This window comes from Levilactobacillus andaensis (genome assembly GCF_016861695.1).
Classification (GTDB): domain Bacteria; phylum Bacillota; class Bacilli; order Lactobacillales; family Lactobacillaceae; genus Levilactobacillus; species Levilactobacillus andaensis.
The window spans coordinates 1-15,544 of the sequence record NZ_BOLP01000019.1; the positions used below are offsets into that span (position 1 = coordinate 1).

Below are 15,544 nucleotides of genomic sequence, written 5' to 3' on the forward strand. Positions count from 1 at the left end.
CTAATCGGTCGAGGACTTAACCAAGTTGTAAAACGTGGTGTTCTCAAAGAAAATAATTGAATAATATCTAGTTTTGAAAGAATAAGTTCTTTCTGTAGTGTAGTGGCGATAGCCTGAAGGATACACCCGTTCCCATGCCGAACACGGAAGTTAAGCTTCAGCACGCTGATAGTAGTTGGGGGATCGCCCCCTGCGAGGATAGGACGTCGCTACGCGAATTTGGAGGATTAGCTCAGTTGGGAGAGCGTCTGCCTTACAAGCAGAGGGTCACAGGTTCGAGCCCTGTATCCTCCATTTGAGCCGTTAGCTCAGTTGGTAGAGCATCTGACTTTTAATCAGAGGGTCGACAGTTCGAGACTGTCACGGCTCATTCACCTTAGGGTGAGTGGCATTTAGATAGAACATTGATACTGGCTATGCCGACTTAGCTCAGTTGGTAGAGCACCTGTCTTGTAAACAGGGGGTCGGAAGTTCGAATCTTCTAGTCGGCATTATTTTGCGGAAGTAGTTCAGTGGTAGAACATCACCTTGCCATGGTGGGGGTCGCGGGTTCGAATCCCGTCTTCCGCTTAATACCTAACGGTATTAAGCAAAGTAACATTATTTGCACCCATAGCGCAATTGGATAGAGTGTCTGACTACGAATCAGAAGGTTGTAGGTTCGACTCCTACTGGGTGCATTTTTAACGGGAAGTAGCTCAGCTTGGTAGAGCACCTGGTTTGGGACCAGGGGGTCGCAGGTTCGAATCCTGTCTTCCCGATTAAATAAATAAATATTTTATTTAACATTTCGCGGTGTAGCTCAGCTGGCTAGAGCGTTCGGTTCATACCCGAGAGGTCGAGGGTTCGATCCCCCCCGCCGCGATTTGGACTTGAACTGGACCTTTAGCTCAGTTGGTTAGAGCAGACGGCTCATAACCGTCCGGTCGTAGGTTCGAGTCCTACAAGGTCCATCACCAGTTGGGCATTGTATGTTTTTATGGAGGATTACCCAAGTCTGGCTGAAGGGAACGGTCTTGAAAACCGTCAGGTGAGTAAAATCACGCGAGAGTTCGAATCTCTCATCCTCCTTTTATCTTAATATTATCGCGGGATGGAGCAGTCTGGTAGCTCGTCGGGCTCATAACCCGAAGGTCGCAGGTTCAAACCCTGCTCCCGCAATTGGTTCGTTGGTCTAGTTGGTTAGGACGCCTCCCTGTCACGGAGGAGATCACGAGTTCGAGTCTCGTACGGACCGTTGCTGTGCTTGTTCGCCCAAGTACGGCATCCATAATTACTAAATGGCAAATGGCTCGGTAGCTCAGTCGGTAGAGCAATGGATTGAAGCTCCATGTGTCGGCGGTTCGATTCCGTCCCGCGCCATTAAATTTACTCTATATATTGCGGGTATAGTTTAGTGGTAAAACCACAGCCTTCCAAGCTGTTGTCGCGAGTTCGATTCTCGTTACCCGCTTTATATGGGCCTATAGCTCAGCTGGTTTAGAGCGCACGCCTGATAAGCGTGAGGTCGATGGTTCGAGTCCATTTAGGCCCATTATGGAGAAGTACTCAAGTGGCTGAAGAGGTGCCCCTGCTAAGGGTATAGGTCGCGGAAGCGGCGCGAGAGTTCGAATCTCTCCTTCTCCGTTTAGTTATGACCCGTTGGTCAAGTGGTTTAAGACACCGCCCTTTCACGGCGGTAACATGGGTTCGAATCCCGTACGGGTCATTTTCACAATTTAATATTATCGCGGGATGGAGCAGTCTGGTAGCTCGTCGGGCTCATAACCCGAAGGTCGCAGGTTCAAACCCTGCTCCCGCAATATTTGGTTCGTTGGTCTAGTTGGTTAGGACGCCTCCCTGTCACGGAGGAGATCACGAGTTCGAGTCTCGTACGGACCGTCAGTTAAAGTCTTCCTGTTTAGGAGGGCTTTTTTGATTTTTCTAAAGGATTAGCGCGAGGAACCAGCTCGGTAGCTGGGAGCAATGACCGGCGACATCGCGACGATAGCTAAACCGACGGTCACACATAAAAAAGTGAAAGCTGCGGTATCCCCAATTTGGTGGGGGTCGTAGCTTTCACTTTTTATTTGGCGCCCAGGTACTGACGGAGATGGGCATCGTGGGCATAGATGTAGAGGCCCTTGACGCCTCGCTTCATGAGAACGTTGACGGAGTTTAAGATGAGTTGCTTCTTAATGGCAGTCAGTTTCTGTGTATCTGTAATGTCGTCCCGCCGTTTGAAGGCCTCGACATCCGTGTATCGCTCCAGATGGACTTCCAGCTGATCTTGCGGCGAAAGGGTTAGTGGGGGACCCAGGATGAGACCGACATAATTGAGGTCGAATCCCTGACAAGTATAAATGGAGCCCACCTCGTTAATTGTCTGTGGAAGCTCTGCCCAGGGAGTGCTGGTATAGTTATACTGATCCCATGGCAGATGAAATTGACCCTCCGTGATGTAGTGCTTGCCACCATCCAAGGTGGAGGGGTAACCAGAGGTTGAGACGATGCGTGACAGACCGACCTGATTATTTTTGGCAACAATTGTCCGCCGCATTTGCTCAGCATCGTTAAAGATACGTAGGTCATAGTGGGTCCCGACAGCCTGTGGCAATGGGCGAACATGGCTGTGAGTGAAGTCGTTGATCCAATCGACTAGGTCATCACTGGCCTGCATTCGAAATTGGTGAGTCAAGCGCACGTGTTGGTGTGGATAGCAATCAATCAGGCGTTCTAAGCGTTGCTCTGTCCAGAAACTCTTCATGCGGAGGACCTGGGTTTCATCAAAGACAAGGATGACCACTTTGGCGGAGGTCAGCAGGGAACTCAACTGATTTTCTCCGTAAAAGTTATTGTAGTGATCTGGTTGAGACAACAGCAAATGAGCTTCATCGATGACCAGAACGTCAGCTGTGGTCTGACCCTTGGCTAGTTGATTAATCAGCGAAGTTGGCCGCTGGAAGTCTTTTTTTAACAGGTGGGGTTCTTTGCCGGCAATTTCGCGATAGACCTTGAGTATTTCTGGGTGATTGACCAGAAAATAGTTAGTTGTTTTGGCTAACGGACTGTCAGGTTGCGTGCGTGCGGCCGTCTGTAGCTGATTGAAGAGGTGTGCTAGAATCACACTTTTTCCGGTCCCAGCGTCGCCATAGACCGTGAAGACTGCTGGGCCGGTTTCGTTGACGTGAGCGGTCGTGAAGCCTAAGATTTGGGCGACCAATTGTTTCTGATCGGTTGTCAGCGGTAACGTGGGTGAAATCTTGTCGGTGGCCGCATTAGAGATAAAGTGACTCAAGTTAACGCCTACTTTCTAGAACAGAATATGCCTATTGTACCGCGAATCGTAAGCAAATGAAAAAGCACCCGGGAATTTTCCGAGTGCTTGGGGGTCAATTTAGGCGTTAGAATCTGGTGCATCAGGCTTGATCTGGTGATAGTTTGCGGTGTGGAAATGATTGGCACTCGATGCGTATTGGGCAATCGGTGTAAAGGCCGCTGAGTGCCGCCAGAGAGAGAAGGCCTCACTGTCTACCCATTGAGTCAACAAGACGTATTCACCGGCGTTGTGTTCCTTGGTCAGGACGTACATGGCCGTCATACCAGCGGGGAGGACATTGCTGGCCAACTGATTCATTTTAGCATCGAAAACGGTCGCGGTGTCATGGTCAAAGGTGAAGTAGGAGAAGTTAAAGAAGCCGAGCCAGTCACGAGCACCTTGGTGCAGCTGGACACGATAGTCTAGGCCACCGGTAAAAATGGTGGGCTCATCAGTGACATCTAGAAGTTGTAGGCCTTCATCGTCCCCAGCAATTTCCATGAGAATGAGCTGACGTTGGGGGTTGCGGGCAATAATTTTACCGAGCAGATCCCGGGTACCGAACGTTAAAGATAATCTATGAAGCATACTGACCCCTCCTAACGAATGCGAACAGACTGGGTAATTGGTCCGAACACTTAGCAATTAATCCAGTCAGCGATAACTACCTTCATTATAAGGGTTTCCGATTAAAAAGCGAACCGTTTACACGCTGTGGTTTGCGCGCTACACTGGGAATATGACAAACGAGAAAGGATGCTTGCAATGCAATTAACGATTTTAGGCTGTTACGGGGGATATCCACATAATGGCGTGGGAACTAGTAGCTATTTACTGACCAGTGGTGACTACCATCTCCTCTTGGATTGTGGTTCGGGCGCCTTACTGGCATTGGAAAAAGTGCTGGACCCACTACAATTAAACGCAGTCCTGCTGACACATTATCATCATGACCACACGGCCGACGTGGGGGTTTTACAATATCTCTGGCAGTTGGCCCCCGGAAAAAAGGCGGAACCGTTGTTGCCCATTTACGGACATACGGCCGATTCACTCAACTTCGGCAGTCTCACTTGGCCGAACGCAACGGTCGGCCAAGCATACAACCCAGCTGAAACGCTGGAACTGGGGCCCTTTAAAATTGACTTTCTGCCTACCCATCACCCAGTACCGGCCTATGCGCCACGGATCACTGAGGTCAAGACGGGGGCGACCTTAGCCTTTACGGCCGATACGGCAGCCTTTGAAGGTATCGCAGAGTGGTCACAGGGAGTCGATGTGCTCTTAGCGGATACGAACTTCTTTGCCGATCATCAGGGAACCGCCTGGCATCTGACCTCAACGCAGGCGGGGACGTTAGCCAAACAAGCCGGTGTCAAACGACTATTGCTAACGCATCTCCCACAGACGGGGAGTTTGGATCAGTTACGGCAAGAGGCACAGACTGCGGCTGGTGAAGCGATTGATGTGGCGGTGGTTAAGCCTCAAGGCATTTACAATATCTAATTGTTTTTATTCGATTAATGTTAATTGCTTGATACCGTTTTCTGGGCACAACTGTTGTTATCCGTCTCAAATTACCCGATAAATAGGCAGATGGTATAATATTGTTTATTAATTAAAATTACAAAAAGGCTTCCTTTTTGATAAAAAACTAGTATAATATAATTATTAAATAATTTATATGCCGTACGGGCCACTAAGGCCGTTCATCGGTTAGTGACCCTAATAGTCGAATCGTTTGCTAATGAGAGGGAGGAAAAGATGATGACAGTTATGCTCTATACATCACCCAGTTGTACGTCTTGTCGTAAGGCTCGGTTATGGTTTGAAGAACACGGAATTGCGTATCGGGAACAGAATATCTTCTCCGAGCCCTTAACTATAGCTGAGATTAAGTCAATCTTGCGGTTAACGGAAAATGGAACGGAAGAGATCATTTCTCGCCGGTCACGCGTCTACCAAGAATTGACGGTCGATTTGGACGATTTACCGCTACGTGACTTGTATGAGTTGATTCGCCAGCATCCCGGTATCTTACGCCGGCCGATTATGGTGGATGACAAACGACTCCAAGTTGGCTTTAATGAAGAAGAAATTCGCCGTTTTCTACCCCGTGAGGTTCGTGCGCTAGAATTAGAGCGAGCCCAACGCCTAGTAAATGGTATCTAATAAGCTTAATTAGTTGCATCTGACCGGATTTGTGAGAAAATATTACTTGCAGTCCGGTTTTTTTGTTATGATTACTTTACAAGTAACTAAAAATGACTAGAATGAAAATCAAGGACAATACCCAAACCCACGAGAAAGGGGTGTTATTCATGGAAATGGAACGAATCAATGAAAACACGATTCGGGTGGTTATTGGTAACGACGATCTAAGCGAACGCGGCATTACCGTCTTGGATCTACTGGGTAACCACAAACAGATTGAAGGCTTTTTCTATAGTATTCTAGAAGAGGTCGATGTTGATCACCAATTTCAAGACAACGATGCGGTGACCTTCCAGGTTTTACCAAATCGTAACGGTCTGGAATTATTTATCAGTAAGAACGTAGACGAGGATGACGCAGCGGACGACAATGGTGCCGACGCTAGTGTTGACAGTGATCACCCCGATCAAGTGTCGGATCAGATTAAGGAGCATTTGTTGGAAAAAGACGATCAGAAAGATTTCTTCTCCAATTTCAAATCGCAGGCGAGTGACTCCAACGACATTGAAGACTACTTGAACGACGACGGTCAGCCCACAACGACGCGGGTAGTCAAGCTCCACTCCTTTGAGGACATGATCAGCTTAGCACGTGTCTTGCACCTCGAGAACGCAGCGTCTAACTTGTACCAATACAATGGAGACTATTACTTGGAACTAATCTTCTTCGTGAATGAATCGTCTAAGGAATCCATCAAGGACGAATTAGCGGTAGCGTATGAATATGCGGACCGAACCAAGGTCGCAGCCGATGTGCTCGCCGAACACGGGAAGTTAATTATGGAACATTCAGCATTGGAACTGACAAGGTTTCATTTCATCGGGAATAATTAGGACTCTATAGGATACGAAATGTTGAGTTATCAGCATTCTTAGTAAATGGTTTTCCTAATAAATCCTATTGTTTCCAGCCAAAAGCACAAGAAAAGCCCAACTTTGGAAGGGTGTGCTTTATACGCCAAAACTCTTTTTTATGCAGAGGGTTTGGCGTTTTTGTTTGCCTTTTAGGTTCGAAGAGTGCACTCAGACTAGGTGGATTATCAACTGCAGATAGGTTGGTAAGTGGCTGCTAGCGCGGTGATTGGGGGAGCTCACCTTTTCCCGATTAAAATAGGCTAGATTTTATGTATTTTTCGTGCTAAAATTACCGCATAGTGTTTATTACCTAATTATTTTCAGCATTGGCGCGAAGTTACTCTTTGAACGCTGACAAGTAAATCGTTAATCAACGAACACCAACGGGGGGATTCAGGCCGATTGGTGTTTTTTTGACGATTAACGGTGTGAAAAGTAGCTATAGTTACGGACTAGGAGTGATTGGCAATGTCTCTGGCACAACTTGAAGCGGTTCTCTTATGGATGACGGGTATCATGGCGGTCATTGTCGTGGGAACCATCACGTTTTATTACTGGTACTCACGGAAGAGCAGTAATAACTATTTAGAGAATCATGAGCTCGAACTGCGCTACTTTATTCAAAAGCAAGTCGACTTTCGGGGCAACACCACCGGTTATGAGTGCTTGTTACGGCAGCACAATGCCGATGGTTCTTGGTCGCTCCCCCAGCAACTGGATTCATTGCCCCTGCAACGGGTGATTTTTCTGTTGGAGGATACCTTCAAGGCGTTGCCCGCGGAGCCAATCACCTTGTCAATCAATCTCGAGTACGATCAAATCGTCAGTCCTGATTTCCACTACTTCGTCCGCTGGGCCATTTCGAAGATTACCCCGATGAATTTAGCCGTTGAGTACACGGCAGACCACGTTGACGGGCGAATCAACCGCCGTTTATTTGCCAAACGAATCAAGGAAGCGCGGCAATACGGGATGCGGTTTGATGTCGACAACGTGGGGTCCACGCTGAGTAACCTGAATAATATTGAATGGCTACTCCCGCAAGTCGATTCGCTCAAGTGTTCCATGCGAAGTTTTCGTAAGGAAGACCCGTCCGTTTGGCTCGACTTGAATCTACAGTTTTGGAATAAACTTTCTCAGGACAACCATATCCAGTTGATCCTGATGGGTATTGAAGATGAAGCGGACGAAAAGCTCGCTGAGCAACTTAAAATTCGGGTGCGGCAGGGCTATCATTTTGGTCGCCCTGTGAATCCCCGGGAGGAATCGTAATGGCACAGCAGGCGCAACAGGAAGCAGAAGAAAAGTCAGAACAGGAACGGCAACAGCTTTACACCGATGATTATTTTGCGAAAGGCCATTGGGGACTCAAAATCTGGCAAACGATAGTCGCTATTTTCGGGTGGCTCTGTGTCATCGTTCCCATCGTGGTCACCGTGCTGTCCTTTTGGTCGGTCTATAATCCGCGGGTGCCTCACGTCTGGACGTATCAAGAGGGGATTTTTGAAATTAAATTCATTGGCGTTCTGCTGCTATTCTCATTCGTCGTGGTCTCTTTATTTGCCGTGGGGATGACGATCATTCAGAACCGTAAGCGTGATCGGGTCGTTGAACAGTGGCCAACCTTTAATCCCATTAATCAACAGAAACGAGAGAGCGAATTAGACCGGTTCATGACGGAGCGGTTCGGTGACCAGGAGTTCCGCGAAAATGTGCGCCATTATCAGGTCAAGCCGGAACAGAATCTGGATACGGAACAGATACATGATTTGTACGCCAAGCATGATTTAAATGACTTGGATGAGTAGCGCGATGGTATGGATGGAAAAGGAGAATTAGCGGCTCGTGGGGAATATTTTTATTGATAACATTTTAAAAGCAACTCTGGGCCAGACGGTTCTCAACATCTTTCTGTTGATTCTCTGCCTATATCCCGTGGTCGGGTCCTTTTTCTGGTTTGCCGGCGCCCTATCCTATCGGTTCTTAAAAACCAACAAACGAGACAGCGACTGGTCACCGATTCTGCCGAGCAAACAACCGATGATTACCATCATGATTCCGGCCCACAACGAAGAGGTCATGATCGAGGAGACCATCACCTATTTATTTGAAGAACTGAACTACGACAACTATGAGGTCTTGGTCATGAACGATGGGTCGACCGACAAGACTGGCGAAATCATCACCCGGCTGCAGGAGAAGTATCCGCGGTTGCGGACCGTCGAGATTCTCAAGAACAAGGGGAAGGCCCACGCCTTTAACATTGGCATGTACTTCGCCAAGGGGGAGTACATCCTCAGCAACGATGCGGATACGATTCCCGAACCGGATGCGTTAATGAAGTATATGAATTTCTTCATGCGCGACCGGGACATGAACACGTCAGCCGTGACGGCGAACATGGACGTGCAGAACCGCTCAACGCTCCTGGGAAAATCGCAGACGGTGGAGTTTTCGAGTATCGTGGGGGTCATCAAACGGAGTCAGACCGCCATCAACGATTCGATGTATGCCTACAGCGGGGCCAACACGTTGTATAAGAAGGATTTCTTGATCGACGTGGGTGGGTTCCGCCAGAACCGGGCAACCGAGGATATCAGTATCGCTTGGGACCACCAGATGCTGGGGGCCGTGCCGCGGTTTGCTCCCAACGTTATCTTTCACATGAACGTGCCGGAGACCATCAAGGACCTCTACCATCAGCGCAAACGCTGGGCACAGGGGGGAACCGAGGTCTGGCTGACCAACATTAAGAAGTTCTTCCGCCATCCCATCGAACACCGTTATCAACTCTCGATGTTTGTCGATTCGACGTTGTCCATCATCTGGTCGTTCTTCTTTACGATCACCTCGATTGCCTTTATTGCCTTGATGCTTTACTTTTTCTTCACCGGGGATTTCGAGCGGGTCTTTCACGGAATCGTCATTTCCTTTATCTTCGTGACCTTCGAGCTGTTCGCGGGCTTTATGCAGCTGATTGCGGCGCTCCTGCTCGATCATCGGGGGGCCAAACTGAAATATTTGATTTTTGCGCCGCTCTACATGCTGTTCTACTGGATGGTCAATCCGATTACGGTGGTCATGACCTTTATTCCAGCGCTCAAGACGATTCTCGGCTTCGGGTCGGGAACTTGGGTTAGCCCGAAGCGCAAGTCGTTACATAAAGAATGAATAATGATATTGGCGTGATAATTAGGCAACCTAGTATGACCTCTCGCCTTACACTGTGGCTTTCTGTCAATTACGAAGATGGGCGTAAAGTTGTTATCAGTTAAACCAAAGATGTCGATTTGTACCAATACTGGGCTGAAGTAGACAATTCAGTTTTCATCCTGCAGTCAACTATATAATTTTGGAGACACGAAAGGCCTGGGATAACCTCCCAGGCCTTTTTGCTAGAGTCAATTTAATCATGTGTAGCGTCTTCTAACTGATCAAGGTGGTCAAGTCAATCAGTGCTACTCGTAAAAAATATGATGTGACCAGCTTTAACATCAGCGAGGGGCTTTATCAAATTCGGTCACGGCCTTGTCGTGGGTAGGCTTGAAAGGCATGCCATTGTCATTTACTAATTGGGCCAAGAACATGTTCACCAGATTAGGCAAGTTTGTGCCCATGGCTTCGGCGATGACTTCGGCTTGCTGCTTAAGGTCATGGTCGACACGAATCGTTAATCGCGTTTTAGGTTTAGAAGTTGGTTTAATCGCAATTCCCTCCACTCGTCGTTATAATGCTGATAGTTTAGCATCTTTTGACAATATTCTCCAGTGGGCCACTTAGGAGAAAGCTAGTTTGACCGAAAACAGTCTGGTTCAGAAAAAAACGGACGTTACCTCAACGCCACAATTTCTTTGTTACAAAACACTGCGTTTCGCGTGGTGGACGAAGGCTTGATAGGCGGCCTCTTCGTCAGTTGTTTCGATGCGTACCGTGGAAAAGTTGCCCGCACGAAAGTCCGATTCATCCAGGGTAATCTTAGCCGTAAATGTCGCGTTGCCAATCAGCCGGAGTGTACTGGTGGCGGGTGTTTTCCCTAAAGCGACATGGGTTTTGACCAAGCCACCAGGATTCAAGACGACAAGGTCACTGGCCGGGTCGAACAGCGTTGGAAATTGCATGGTAAAGGCTAGACTAGTTGCGGACATCCCCGTGCCGCAGGCGTTGGTGAAGCCCACGCCGCGCTCGTACGTTTGGACGAATAAGCGGTTAGGTCCTAAGACTTTGGCAAAGCTGACATTGACTCCTTCTGGAAAATAAGGATTTGGCGTGTTCAGACGCTGTCCCAGGTCACCCAAGACGTCTGACTCAATCTGGTCAACGAAGCTGATCAGATGGGGATTGGGAACAGCAATGGCCGTAAACGTCTGGTTGGGAACAAATTCCGGGACAGCGGTGTTGAAGAGCTCCGGCAACTGGTGGTAGGCAAAGGGCAGCGTGGCGGCGGCCATGGAGATGGGGGCAATTTGAACGCTGAATGCCGGCACGTTGGGAGCAAGACTTGCTGACCGGGACACGTCAAGATTGGCTTCCAGGGTGGCCACTTGGAAGCGGGACTTACCCGACTTCTCCGCCAGATAACGGCTGACAGTGCGGAGACCATTACCGCACATTTTGGCCTCACTGCCATCGGCGTTAATGACGCGCATAGTCCCCAGACAGGCGGGGTTTGAGCCAATCACGAGGAGGCCATCGGCGCCGTCCAGAAGTCCCGTTTGGGGATGGCAGAGGTGACGGGTTGTCCGCGATAACTCGGTGGTGGTTAGCGGCTTTGTGAGTTGGCTTTGGTCGAGTAAGAAAAATTGGTTCTCTGACCCGTGGGCCTTAATTAGTGTCAACAATGGCTTACACCTCGCTTTTGACAAAGAATGTGTCGTAGATGTGGCGGACAGCGGCGGGCGCGTCCTTGCGCTGGGTCCCAATCATGATCGAGATGCGGGAGGCGCCCTGATTGATCATGTGAATCGCAATGTTATTTTGGGTGAGTGAGTCAATGATTTTTCCCATGGTGTCAATCGTGTGGGCAATGCCCTCACCAACGACCATGATGATGGCGTAGTCGTCGATCCACTCCAAGTAGTCCGGGTGAAGCGTGGTGCGGATGTCACGGCAGAGACTGTGAATAGTTGTCGTGTCTAACTTACTCTGGTCGAAAATGATGGTGAGGTCGTCGATTCCAGACGGCATATGTTCGTAGGAGAGGTTGTATTTCTGAAATATCTCGAGCAGTTTTAAGGTAAAACCAACCTCCTTATTCAACAGGTAGCGGTGAAGATAGAGTGCCGAGAACCGGTCGGAACACGCGATACCCGTGATGGGATTGGCCGGATTGAAGAGAAATTGCTCCGGAACGATCAGGGTGCCCGGGGCAGTCGGGTTGTTAGTGTTTTTCACGTTGACCGGGATCTGGCCTTGAATGGCAGGGATGATGGCCTCGTCTTGAAAGACCGAGAAACCGGCGTACGACAGTTCCCGCATTTCGCGGTAGGACATCTTCGTGATCATCGCGGGATGGGCCACGATACGGTTGTCGACCGCAAAGATGGCGTCGACGTCGGTAAAGTTCTCGTAAAGATCGGCCCGCAGCCCGCGACTGAGAATGGCCCCGGTGATGTCCGATCCGCCGCGCGCAAAGGTACAGATATCGCCAGCCTGACTATAGCCGAAGAAGCCGGGAAAGACGACGCGGGTGTCTGTCGGGAGTTGCCAGCTGGCCAGATTGGCATAGGTTGCGGTTAAGATACTGGCATCATTAGGCGCGCCACCGACGAGAAAACCGACCGTCCGGGGGTCTACAAATTTCGCAGGGATCCCTTGTTGAGTTAAAATGGCAGCCAGTAAAATAGCGTTCAGTAATTCCCCCTGAGCCTTAAAGGTAGCCAGTAAATGGGCATTGTCCGTAAACGTTGTGGTGGCGAGGTCGTGAAGCCGGTTCGTGAGGGTAGTCATGACCTCAGTATTAAGGTCAAAATGATTGCTGATGGCTTGATAGCGGGCGAGAATCTGGGTGGTGATGACGGTGGTCTCTTGATGAGCCATTGTTTGTTGGGCGTATTGAATCAGCAGGTCTGTGACCTTAACATCTGTTGGGGTCCGTTTGCCCGGCGCGGACGTGACGATGACGCGGCGTTCCGCGTCGGCATTGATAATGGAAACGACTTTGGCGACTTGTTCGCCAGTGGCTAGGGAACTGCCGCCAAACTTAACGACTTTCACAGCTATCACCTCAGAAATAGTTAGACTCTACAGTTATTTTTAACGGCAACTTTAACAGCTGTCGAAATTAAAGCAAGCGATGAAAGTCGGATTCAGTTCGTAAAGTTAGAAAACATAGCGAATCCGCGACCGATGTCTTGACGCTCTAGGGGAATTGCTTTACCCTGATGTCAATATCTAAGAGGTTGCAACCAACAGCAGTACGTAAGGGAGTCCCTGAGTGGACCGTGAACTTGCGGAAAGGGGCGGTTGCCGAAGCACTAGTCGACTCAGCGGCTGGTTGCTGGGCCGTTGATCCAATAGGTCACGGACTGTCGTAGCAAGATGTCTGCTACGGGGCGCTTACGACGAATTCGATTCGGACTGTGAAGTTCTGGGATCTCTTTGTTAGTAAGCAAAGAGATCCTTTTTCTGATACTTGTGTTAGGGAAAAGTCAAAAGTAGGTTGGCTAAACCTTGTCGCACTGCGGCTGCCAGGGCTTCCGCCTGCTGTGGGGGACGCTTCAGCCTGAGAGGCGGGCTTCTCGCTCGATTTGAAGCCACGAAGACCACGTATCTTCAAAGTCGCCCGTGCTGTAAGCTGGCTGATGAATCGCCAGCTAACACCACCTCCACGGCTGGCTGCATCCCTGTCCTCCTCCGGCTCTGATTGTGGTTTACCACGACAACAGTCGGAAAAACTGGAGACTTAGTGCTTTCAGTCCAATTGATAACGGCTGTTACAGTCAGTATCTGCGTTGTCTAAGAACACTGTGTAAGCCGAGAGGTCGGCAGATATGGGCTCAGGCGCGTCGTTCTACTTAGTTGGCGTTTTTTGCCTGCTTAGTAGAAGGCCAAGCTTTAAGACTCGGGTTTTTCGAGGCTTAAAGTTGTGCCCGCACCGTTCCAGCCCATATCTGCCGACCGGTAAGGCGAAAATTGAAAGGACGTGTGAGGCCAATGAGTAAACAACGATTACAGGCAAATGAACAGGGTCACTTGGTTTTAGACGGGGTGGATGCCACCCGACTAGCACAGGAATATGGCACGCCGCTGGTGGTCTATGATGTGGCCGCGATTCGCCGGCAGATTCAGGAGTTTCGGGCGGCCTTTACGCGCAGTGGGCTACGGTATCAGATTAGTTATGCGAGTAAGGCTTTTGCAGCGGTGGCGATGTATCAGGTCATCGACGAGGAGGGCCTCCACGCAGATGTTGTTTCCGGTGGCGAACTCTACACGGCGTTGCAGGCGGGTTTCCCCGTCCGTGACCTCAGCTTTCACGGGAACAATAAGTCACTAGCCGAGCTTGAGATGGCCGTTGAGAATCATGTTGGCGTCATCGTCCTCGACAATTTTCACGAGATCGACCTGCTGAAACGGGTGCTGGAGACCCAGAACGCCAGCTGTGACGTCATGTTGCGGCTGACACCGGGAATCACCGCCCACACGCATCGCTATACGCAAACAGGGCAGGTCGACAGCAAGTTTGGCTTCGATGTGGCGTCTGGCCAAGCCACTCGCGCACTGCAGGCGGTCTTAGGCATTCCGCAGATGAACGTGATTGGGATTCACGCGCACATTGGGTCGCAGATTTTTGGCGTGACCGGATTTGAACTGTTGGTCAGAAAATTGATGGCGATTTCGGCTCAATGGCGCGATCAATTGAATTTTACGCCGGGCATCTTAAATTTAGGCGGCGGGTTTGGCATCGCTTATACTGCGGCGGATGATCCGTTGACGCCGGCTGATTTTATCCAACACATCACCACGACGTTACGGGGGTTAGCGGATCACTATCAGTTGCCGTTGCCCGAGGTGTGGATCGAACCGGGACGCGCCATCGTTGGTCCCGCCGGCTATAACCTGTACACGGTGGGGTCGCGCAAGGACATCCCCGATTTACCAGCGTATCTCAGCGTTGATGGCGGGATGGGGGATAATATTCGACCGGCCCTGTATCAAGCTAAATACGATGCCGTTTTAGCGAATAAAATGGATGCGCCGATACACGAGACCGTTCACCTGGCTGGAAAGTTTTGCGAATCGGGCGACATTTTAATCGATCAATTAGCGTTACCGCAGAGCGAATCCGGCGACCTGATAGCCGTGCTGGACACCGGAGCGTACGGCTATAGCATGGCGTCCAACTATAATCGCAATCCGCGCCCGGCCGTTGTTTTCGTAGAGGACGGTCAAGCCAAGCTTGTGGTGCGGCGTGAGACCTACGCCGACCTAGTCCGATTGGATGCACGTTATGAGTAATTGAGGGGGAAAACGACCATGCGGAAACTGACAGCAACGGAAATCATTCAGTACATTGGGACCGCCAAAAAAGAGACGCCGGTCAAGGTCTACCTGCAAGGGACACTGGATTCGGCGACGATTCCGGCTGGGGTGAAATGTTTTGCCACACCGGGACTGACCATCTTGATTGGTGATTACCAGGCAATCGCGCCGTTACTGGTGAATCGACCGGCGGAGACATACGACTTAGAAATCAGCGCGCGTAATTCAGCCGTGCCACTACTCGACACGGAAAATATTAATGCCCGTATTGAACCGGGCGCGGTGATTCGTGATCAGGTTGAAATTGGGGCCCACGCCGTCATCATGATGGGGGCCATCATCAACATTGGTGCGGTTATCGGTGCCGGGACCATGATCGACATGGGGGCCGTCTTGGGTGGCCGCGCCACGGTCGGTAATGACGCCCATATTGGGGCGAATGCCGTCTTGGCAGGCGTCATTGAGCCCGCCTCGGCCACACCGGTGCGCATCGGCAACCGGGTCACGATTGGAGCCAACGCGGTCGTTCTCGAGGGCGTTCAGGTCGGGGATGACGCGGTCGTTGGTGCCGGGGCTGTGGTGACAAAGGATGTGGCCCCGGGAACCGTGGTGGCGGGGGTGCCGGCGCGCGTCATCAAGATCAAGGACCGGCAGACCACGGCGAAGACCCACATCGAAGACCAATTAAGGGAGTTGTGAG

At 50.2% G+C, this 15,544-nt stretch carries 13 protein-coding genes, 18 tRNA genes, 1 rRNA gene and 1 riboswitch; of the genes, 27 read left to right on the forward strand and 5 right to left on the reverse strand.

The genetic code is table 11. The features are described 5' to 3' along the window. The first annotated feature begins 98 nt into the window (after nucleotides 1-98). The 19 genes from rrf to JUF10_RS12085 all read left to right on the forward strand — a co-directional run bounded on the left by rrf (nucleotide 99) and on the right by JUF10_RS12085 (nucleotide 1,881). Nucleotides 99-215 (forward strand): 5S ribosomal RNA (gene rrf, locus JUF10_RS11995). 6 nt (nucleotides 216-221) lie between these two features. Next, nucleotides 222-294, forward strand: a tRNA-Val gene (locus JUF10_RS12000). Nucleotides 295-297: 3 nt separating this feature from the next. Further along, nucleotides 298-370, forward strand: a tRNA-Lys gene (locus JUF10_RS12005). A gap of 48 nt (nucleotides 371-418) precedes the next feature. Further along, a tRNA-Thr gene (locus JUF10_RS12010) sits at nucleotides 419-491 on the forward strand. Nucleotides 492-498: 7 nt separating this feature from the next. Continuing rightward, nucleotides 499-570, forward strand: a tRNA-Gly gene (locus JUF10_RS12015). Between the two features lie 36 nt (nucleotides 571-606). Further along, a tRNA-Arg gene (locus JUF10_RS12020) sits at nucleotides 607-680 on the forward strand. A 7-nt stretch (nucleotides 681-687) separates the two neighbouring features. Further along, nucleotides 688-761 (forward strand) — tRNA-Pro (locus JUF10_RS12025). A gap of 30 nt (nucleotides 762-791) precedes the next feature. Continuing rightward, nucleotides 792-865, forward strand: a tRNA-Met gene (locus JUF10_RS12030). 14 nt (nucleotides 866-879) lie between these two features. Continuing rightward, a tRNA-Ile gene (locus JUF10_RS12035) sits at nucleotides 880-953 on the forward strand. 28 nt (nucleotides 954-981) lie between these two features. After that, nucleotides 982-1,071, forward strand: a tRNA-Ser gene (locus JUF10_RS12040). A gap of 16 nt (nucleotides 1,072-1,087) precedes the next feature. Beyond that, nucleotides 1,088-1,161 (forward strand) — tRNA-Met (locus JUF10_RS12045). Nucleotides 1,162-1,163: 2 nt separating this feature from the next. Beyond that, nucleotides 1,164-1,237 (forward strand) — tRNA-Asp (locus JUF10_RS12050). A gap of 52 nt (nucleotides 1,238-1,289) precedes the next feature. Further along, nucleotides 1,290-1,362: transfer RNA gene (locus JUF10_RS12055), tRNA-Phe, on the forward strand. Between the two features lie 20 nt (nucleotides 1,363-1,382). Further along, nucleotides 1,383-1,453: transfer RNA gene (locus JUF10_RS12060), tRNA-Gly, on the forward strand. 6 nt (nucleotides 1,454-1,459) lie between these two features. Continuing rightward, a tRNA-Ile gene (locus tag JUF10_RS12065) sits at nucleotides 1,460-1,534 on the forward strand. A gap of 4 nt (nucleotides 1,535-1,538) precedes the next feature. Continuing rightward, nucleotides 1,539-1,626, forward strand: a tRNA-Ser gene (locus JUF10_RS12070). 9 nt (nucleotides 1,627-1,635) lie between these two features. Beyond that, nucleotides 1,636-1,708 (forward strand) — tRNA-Glu (locus JUF10_RS12075). A gap of 20 nt (nucleotides 1,709-1,728) precedes the next feature. Then, nucleotides 1,729-1,802: transfer RNA gene (locus JUF10_RS12080), tRNA-Met, on the forward strand. A gap of 5 nt (nucleotides 1,803-1,807) precedes the next feature. Then, nucleotides 1,808-1,881 (forward strand) — tRNA-Asp (locus JUF10_RS12085). Nucleotides 1,882-2,065: 184 nt separating this feature from the next. On the opposite strand, the gene JUF10_RS12090 is transcribed toward JUF10_RS12085, so the two are convergent. Next, complete coding sequence (locus JUF10_RS12090) at nucleotides 2,066-3,277, reverse strand: DUF2075 domain-containing protein (protein ID WP_203642685.1); 1,212 nt, start codon at nucleotides 3,275-3,277, stop codon at nucleotides 2,066-2,068. A gap of 99 nt (nucleotides 3,278-3,376) precedes the next feature. Further along, entirely contained in the window at nucleotides 3,377-3,886 is a 510-nt protein-coding gene (locus tag JUF10_RS12095; protein ID WP_203642687.1) for an antibiotic biosynthesis monooxygenase, read from the reverse strand. A 177-nt stretch (nucleotides 3,887-4,063) separates the two neighbouring features. On the opposite strand from JUF10_RS12095, the gene JUF10_RS12100 reads away from it, so the two are divergent. The 6 genes from JUF10_RS12100 to JUF10_RS12125 all read left to right on the forward strand — a co-directional run bounded on the left by JUF10_RS12100 (nucleotide 4,064) and on the right by JUF10_RS12125 (nucleotide 9,537). Then, entirely contained in the window at nucleotides 4,064-4,804 is a 741-nt protein-coding gene (locus JUF10_RS12100; RefSeq protein WP_203642689.1) for an MBL fold metallo-hydrolase, read from the forward strand. Nucleotides 4,805-5,065: 261 nt separating this feature from the next. After that, nucleotides 5,066-5,470 (forward strand): transcriptional regulator SpxA, encoded by a 405-nt coding sequence (spxA, locus tag JUF10_RS12105; RefSeq protein ID WP_143462142.1) that lies wholly within the window; start codon nucleotides 5,066-5,068, stop codon nucleotides 5,468-5,470. 149 nt (nucleotides 5,471-5,619) lie between these two features. Next, nucleotides 5,620-6,345 (forward strand): adaptor protein MecA, encoded by a 726-nt coding sequence (locus tag JUF10_RS12110; RefSeq protein WP_203642693.1) that lies wholly within the window; start codon nucleotides 5,620-5,622, stop codon nucleotides 6,343-6,345. A 489-nt stretch (nucleotides 6,346-6,834) separates the two neighbouring features. Further along, nucleotides 6,835-7,638 (forward strand): EAL domain-containing protein, encoded by an 804-nt coding sequence (locus JUF10_RS12115; protein WP_203642695.1) that lies wholly within the window; start codon nucleotides 6,835-6,837, stop codon nucleotides 7,636-7,638. Beyond that, nucleotides 7,638-8,174: a hypothetical protein gene (locus tag JUF10_RS12120; protein WP_203642696.1), complete on the forward strand. Its 537-nt coding sequence runs from the start codon at nucleotides 7,638-7,640 to the stop codon at nucleotides 8,172-8,174. Before JUF10_RS12115 ends, JUF10_RS12120 begins: the two co-directional genes overlap by 1 nt. A 37-nt stretch (nucleotides 8,175-8,211) precedes the next feature. Then, on the forward strand, nucleotides 8,212-9,537 hold the full coding sequence (locus tag JUF10_RS12125; protein WP_203642697.1) for a glycosyltransferase family 2 protein: 1,326 nt from the start codon (nucleotides 8,212-8,214) through the stop codon (nucleotides 9,535-9,537). A gap of 323 nt (nucleotides 9,538-9,860) precedes the next feature. Here the strand turns inward: JUF10_RS12125 and JUF10_RS12130 are convergent, their stop codons facing one another. The 3 genes from JUF10_RS12130 to JUF10_RS12140 form a co-directional block, all read right to left on the reverse strand. Further along, nucleotides 9,861-10,085, reverse strand: a complete 225-nt coding sequence (locus tag JUF10_RS12130; RefSeq protein ID WP_203642698.1) for a type II toxin-antitoxin system RelB/DinJ family antitoxin — start codon at nucleotides 10,083-10,085, stop codon at nucleotides 9,861-9,863. A 135-nt stretch (nucleotides 10,086-10,220) separates the two neighbouring features. Next, the gene (dapF, locus tag JUF10_RS12135; RefSeq protein WP_203642699.1) at nucleotides 10,221-11,204 is read right to left on the reverse strand and encodes a diaminopimelate epimerase; all 984 of its coding nucleotides are present in this window, start codon (nucleotides 11,202-11,204) and stop codon (nucleotides 10,221-10,223) included. A 4-nt stretch (nucleotides 11,205-11,208) separates the two neighbouring features. Further along, a complete protein-coding gene (locus JUF10_RS12140) occupies nucleotides 11,209-12,579 on the reverse strand; it encodes an aspartate kinase (RefSeq protein ID WP_203642700.1) in 1,371 nt (456 codons plus the stop codon). A 171-nt stretch (nucleotides 12,580-12,750) separates the two neighbouring features. Then, a riboswitch (Lysine riboswitch) is annotated at nucleotides 12,751-12,931 on the forward strand. 587 nt (nucleotides 12,932-13,518) lie between these two features. On the opposite strand from JUF10_RS12140, the gene lysA reads away from it, so the two are divergent. Continuing rightward, nucleotides 13,519-14,820: a diaminopimelate decarboxylase gene (lysA, locus tag JUF10_RS12145; RefSeq protein ID WP_203642701.1), complete on the forward strand. Its 1,302-nt coding sequence runs from the start codon at nucleotides 13,519-13,521 to the stop codon at nucleotides 14,818-14,820. A gap of 18 nt (nucleotides 14,821-14,838) precedes the next feature. After that, nucleotides 14,839-15,543: a 2,3,4,5-tetrahydropyridine-2,6-dicarboxylate N-acetyltransferase gene (gene dapD, locus JUF10_RS12150; RefSeq protein WP_203642703.1), complete on the forward strand. Its 705-nt coding sequence runs from the start codon at nucleotides 14,839-14,841 to the stop codon at nucleotides 15,541-15,543. The last annotated feature ends 1 nt before the right edge of the window (nucleotide 15,544 follow it).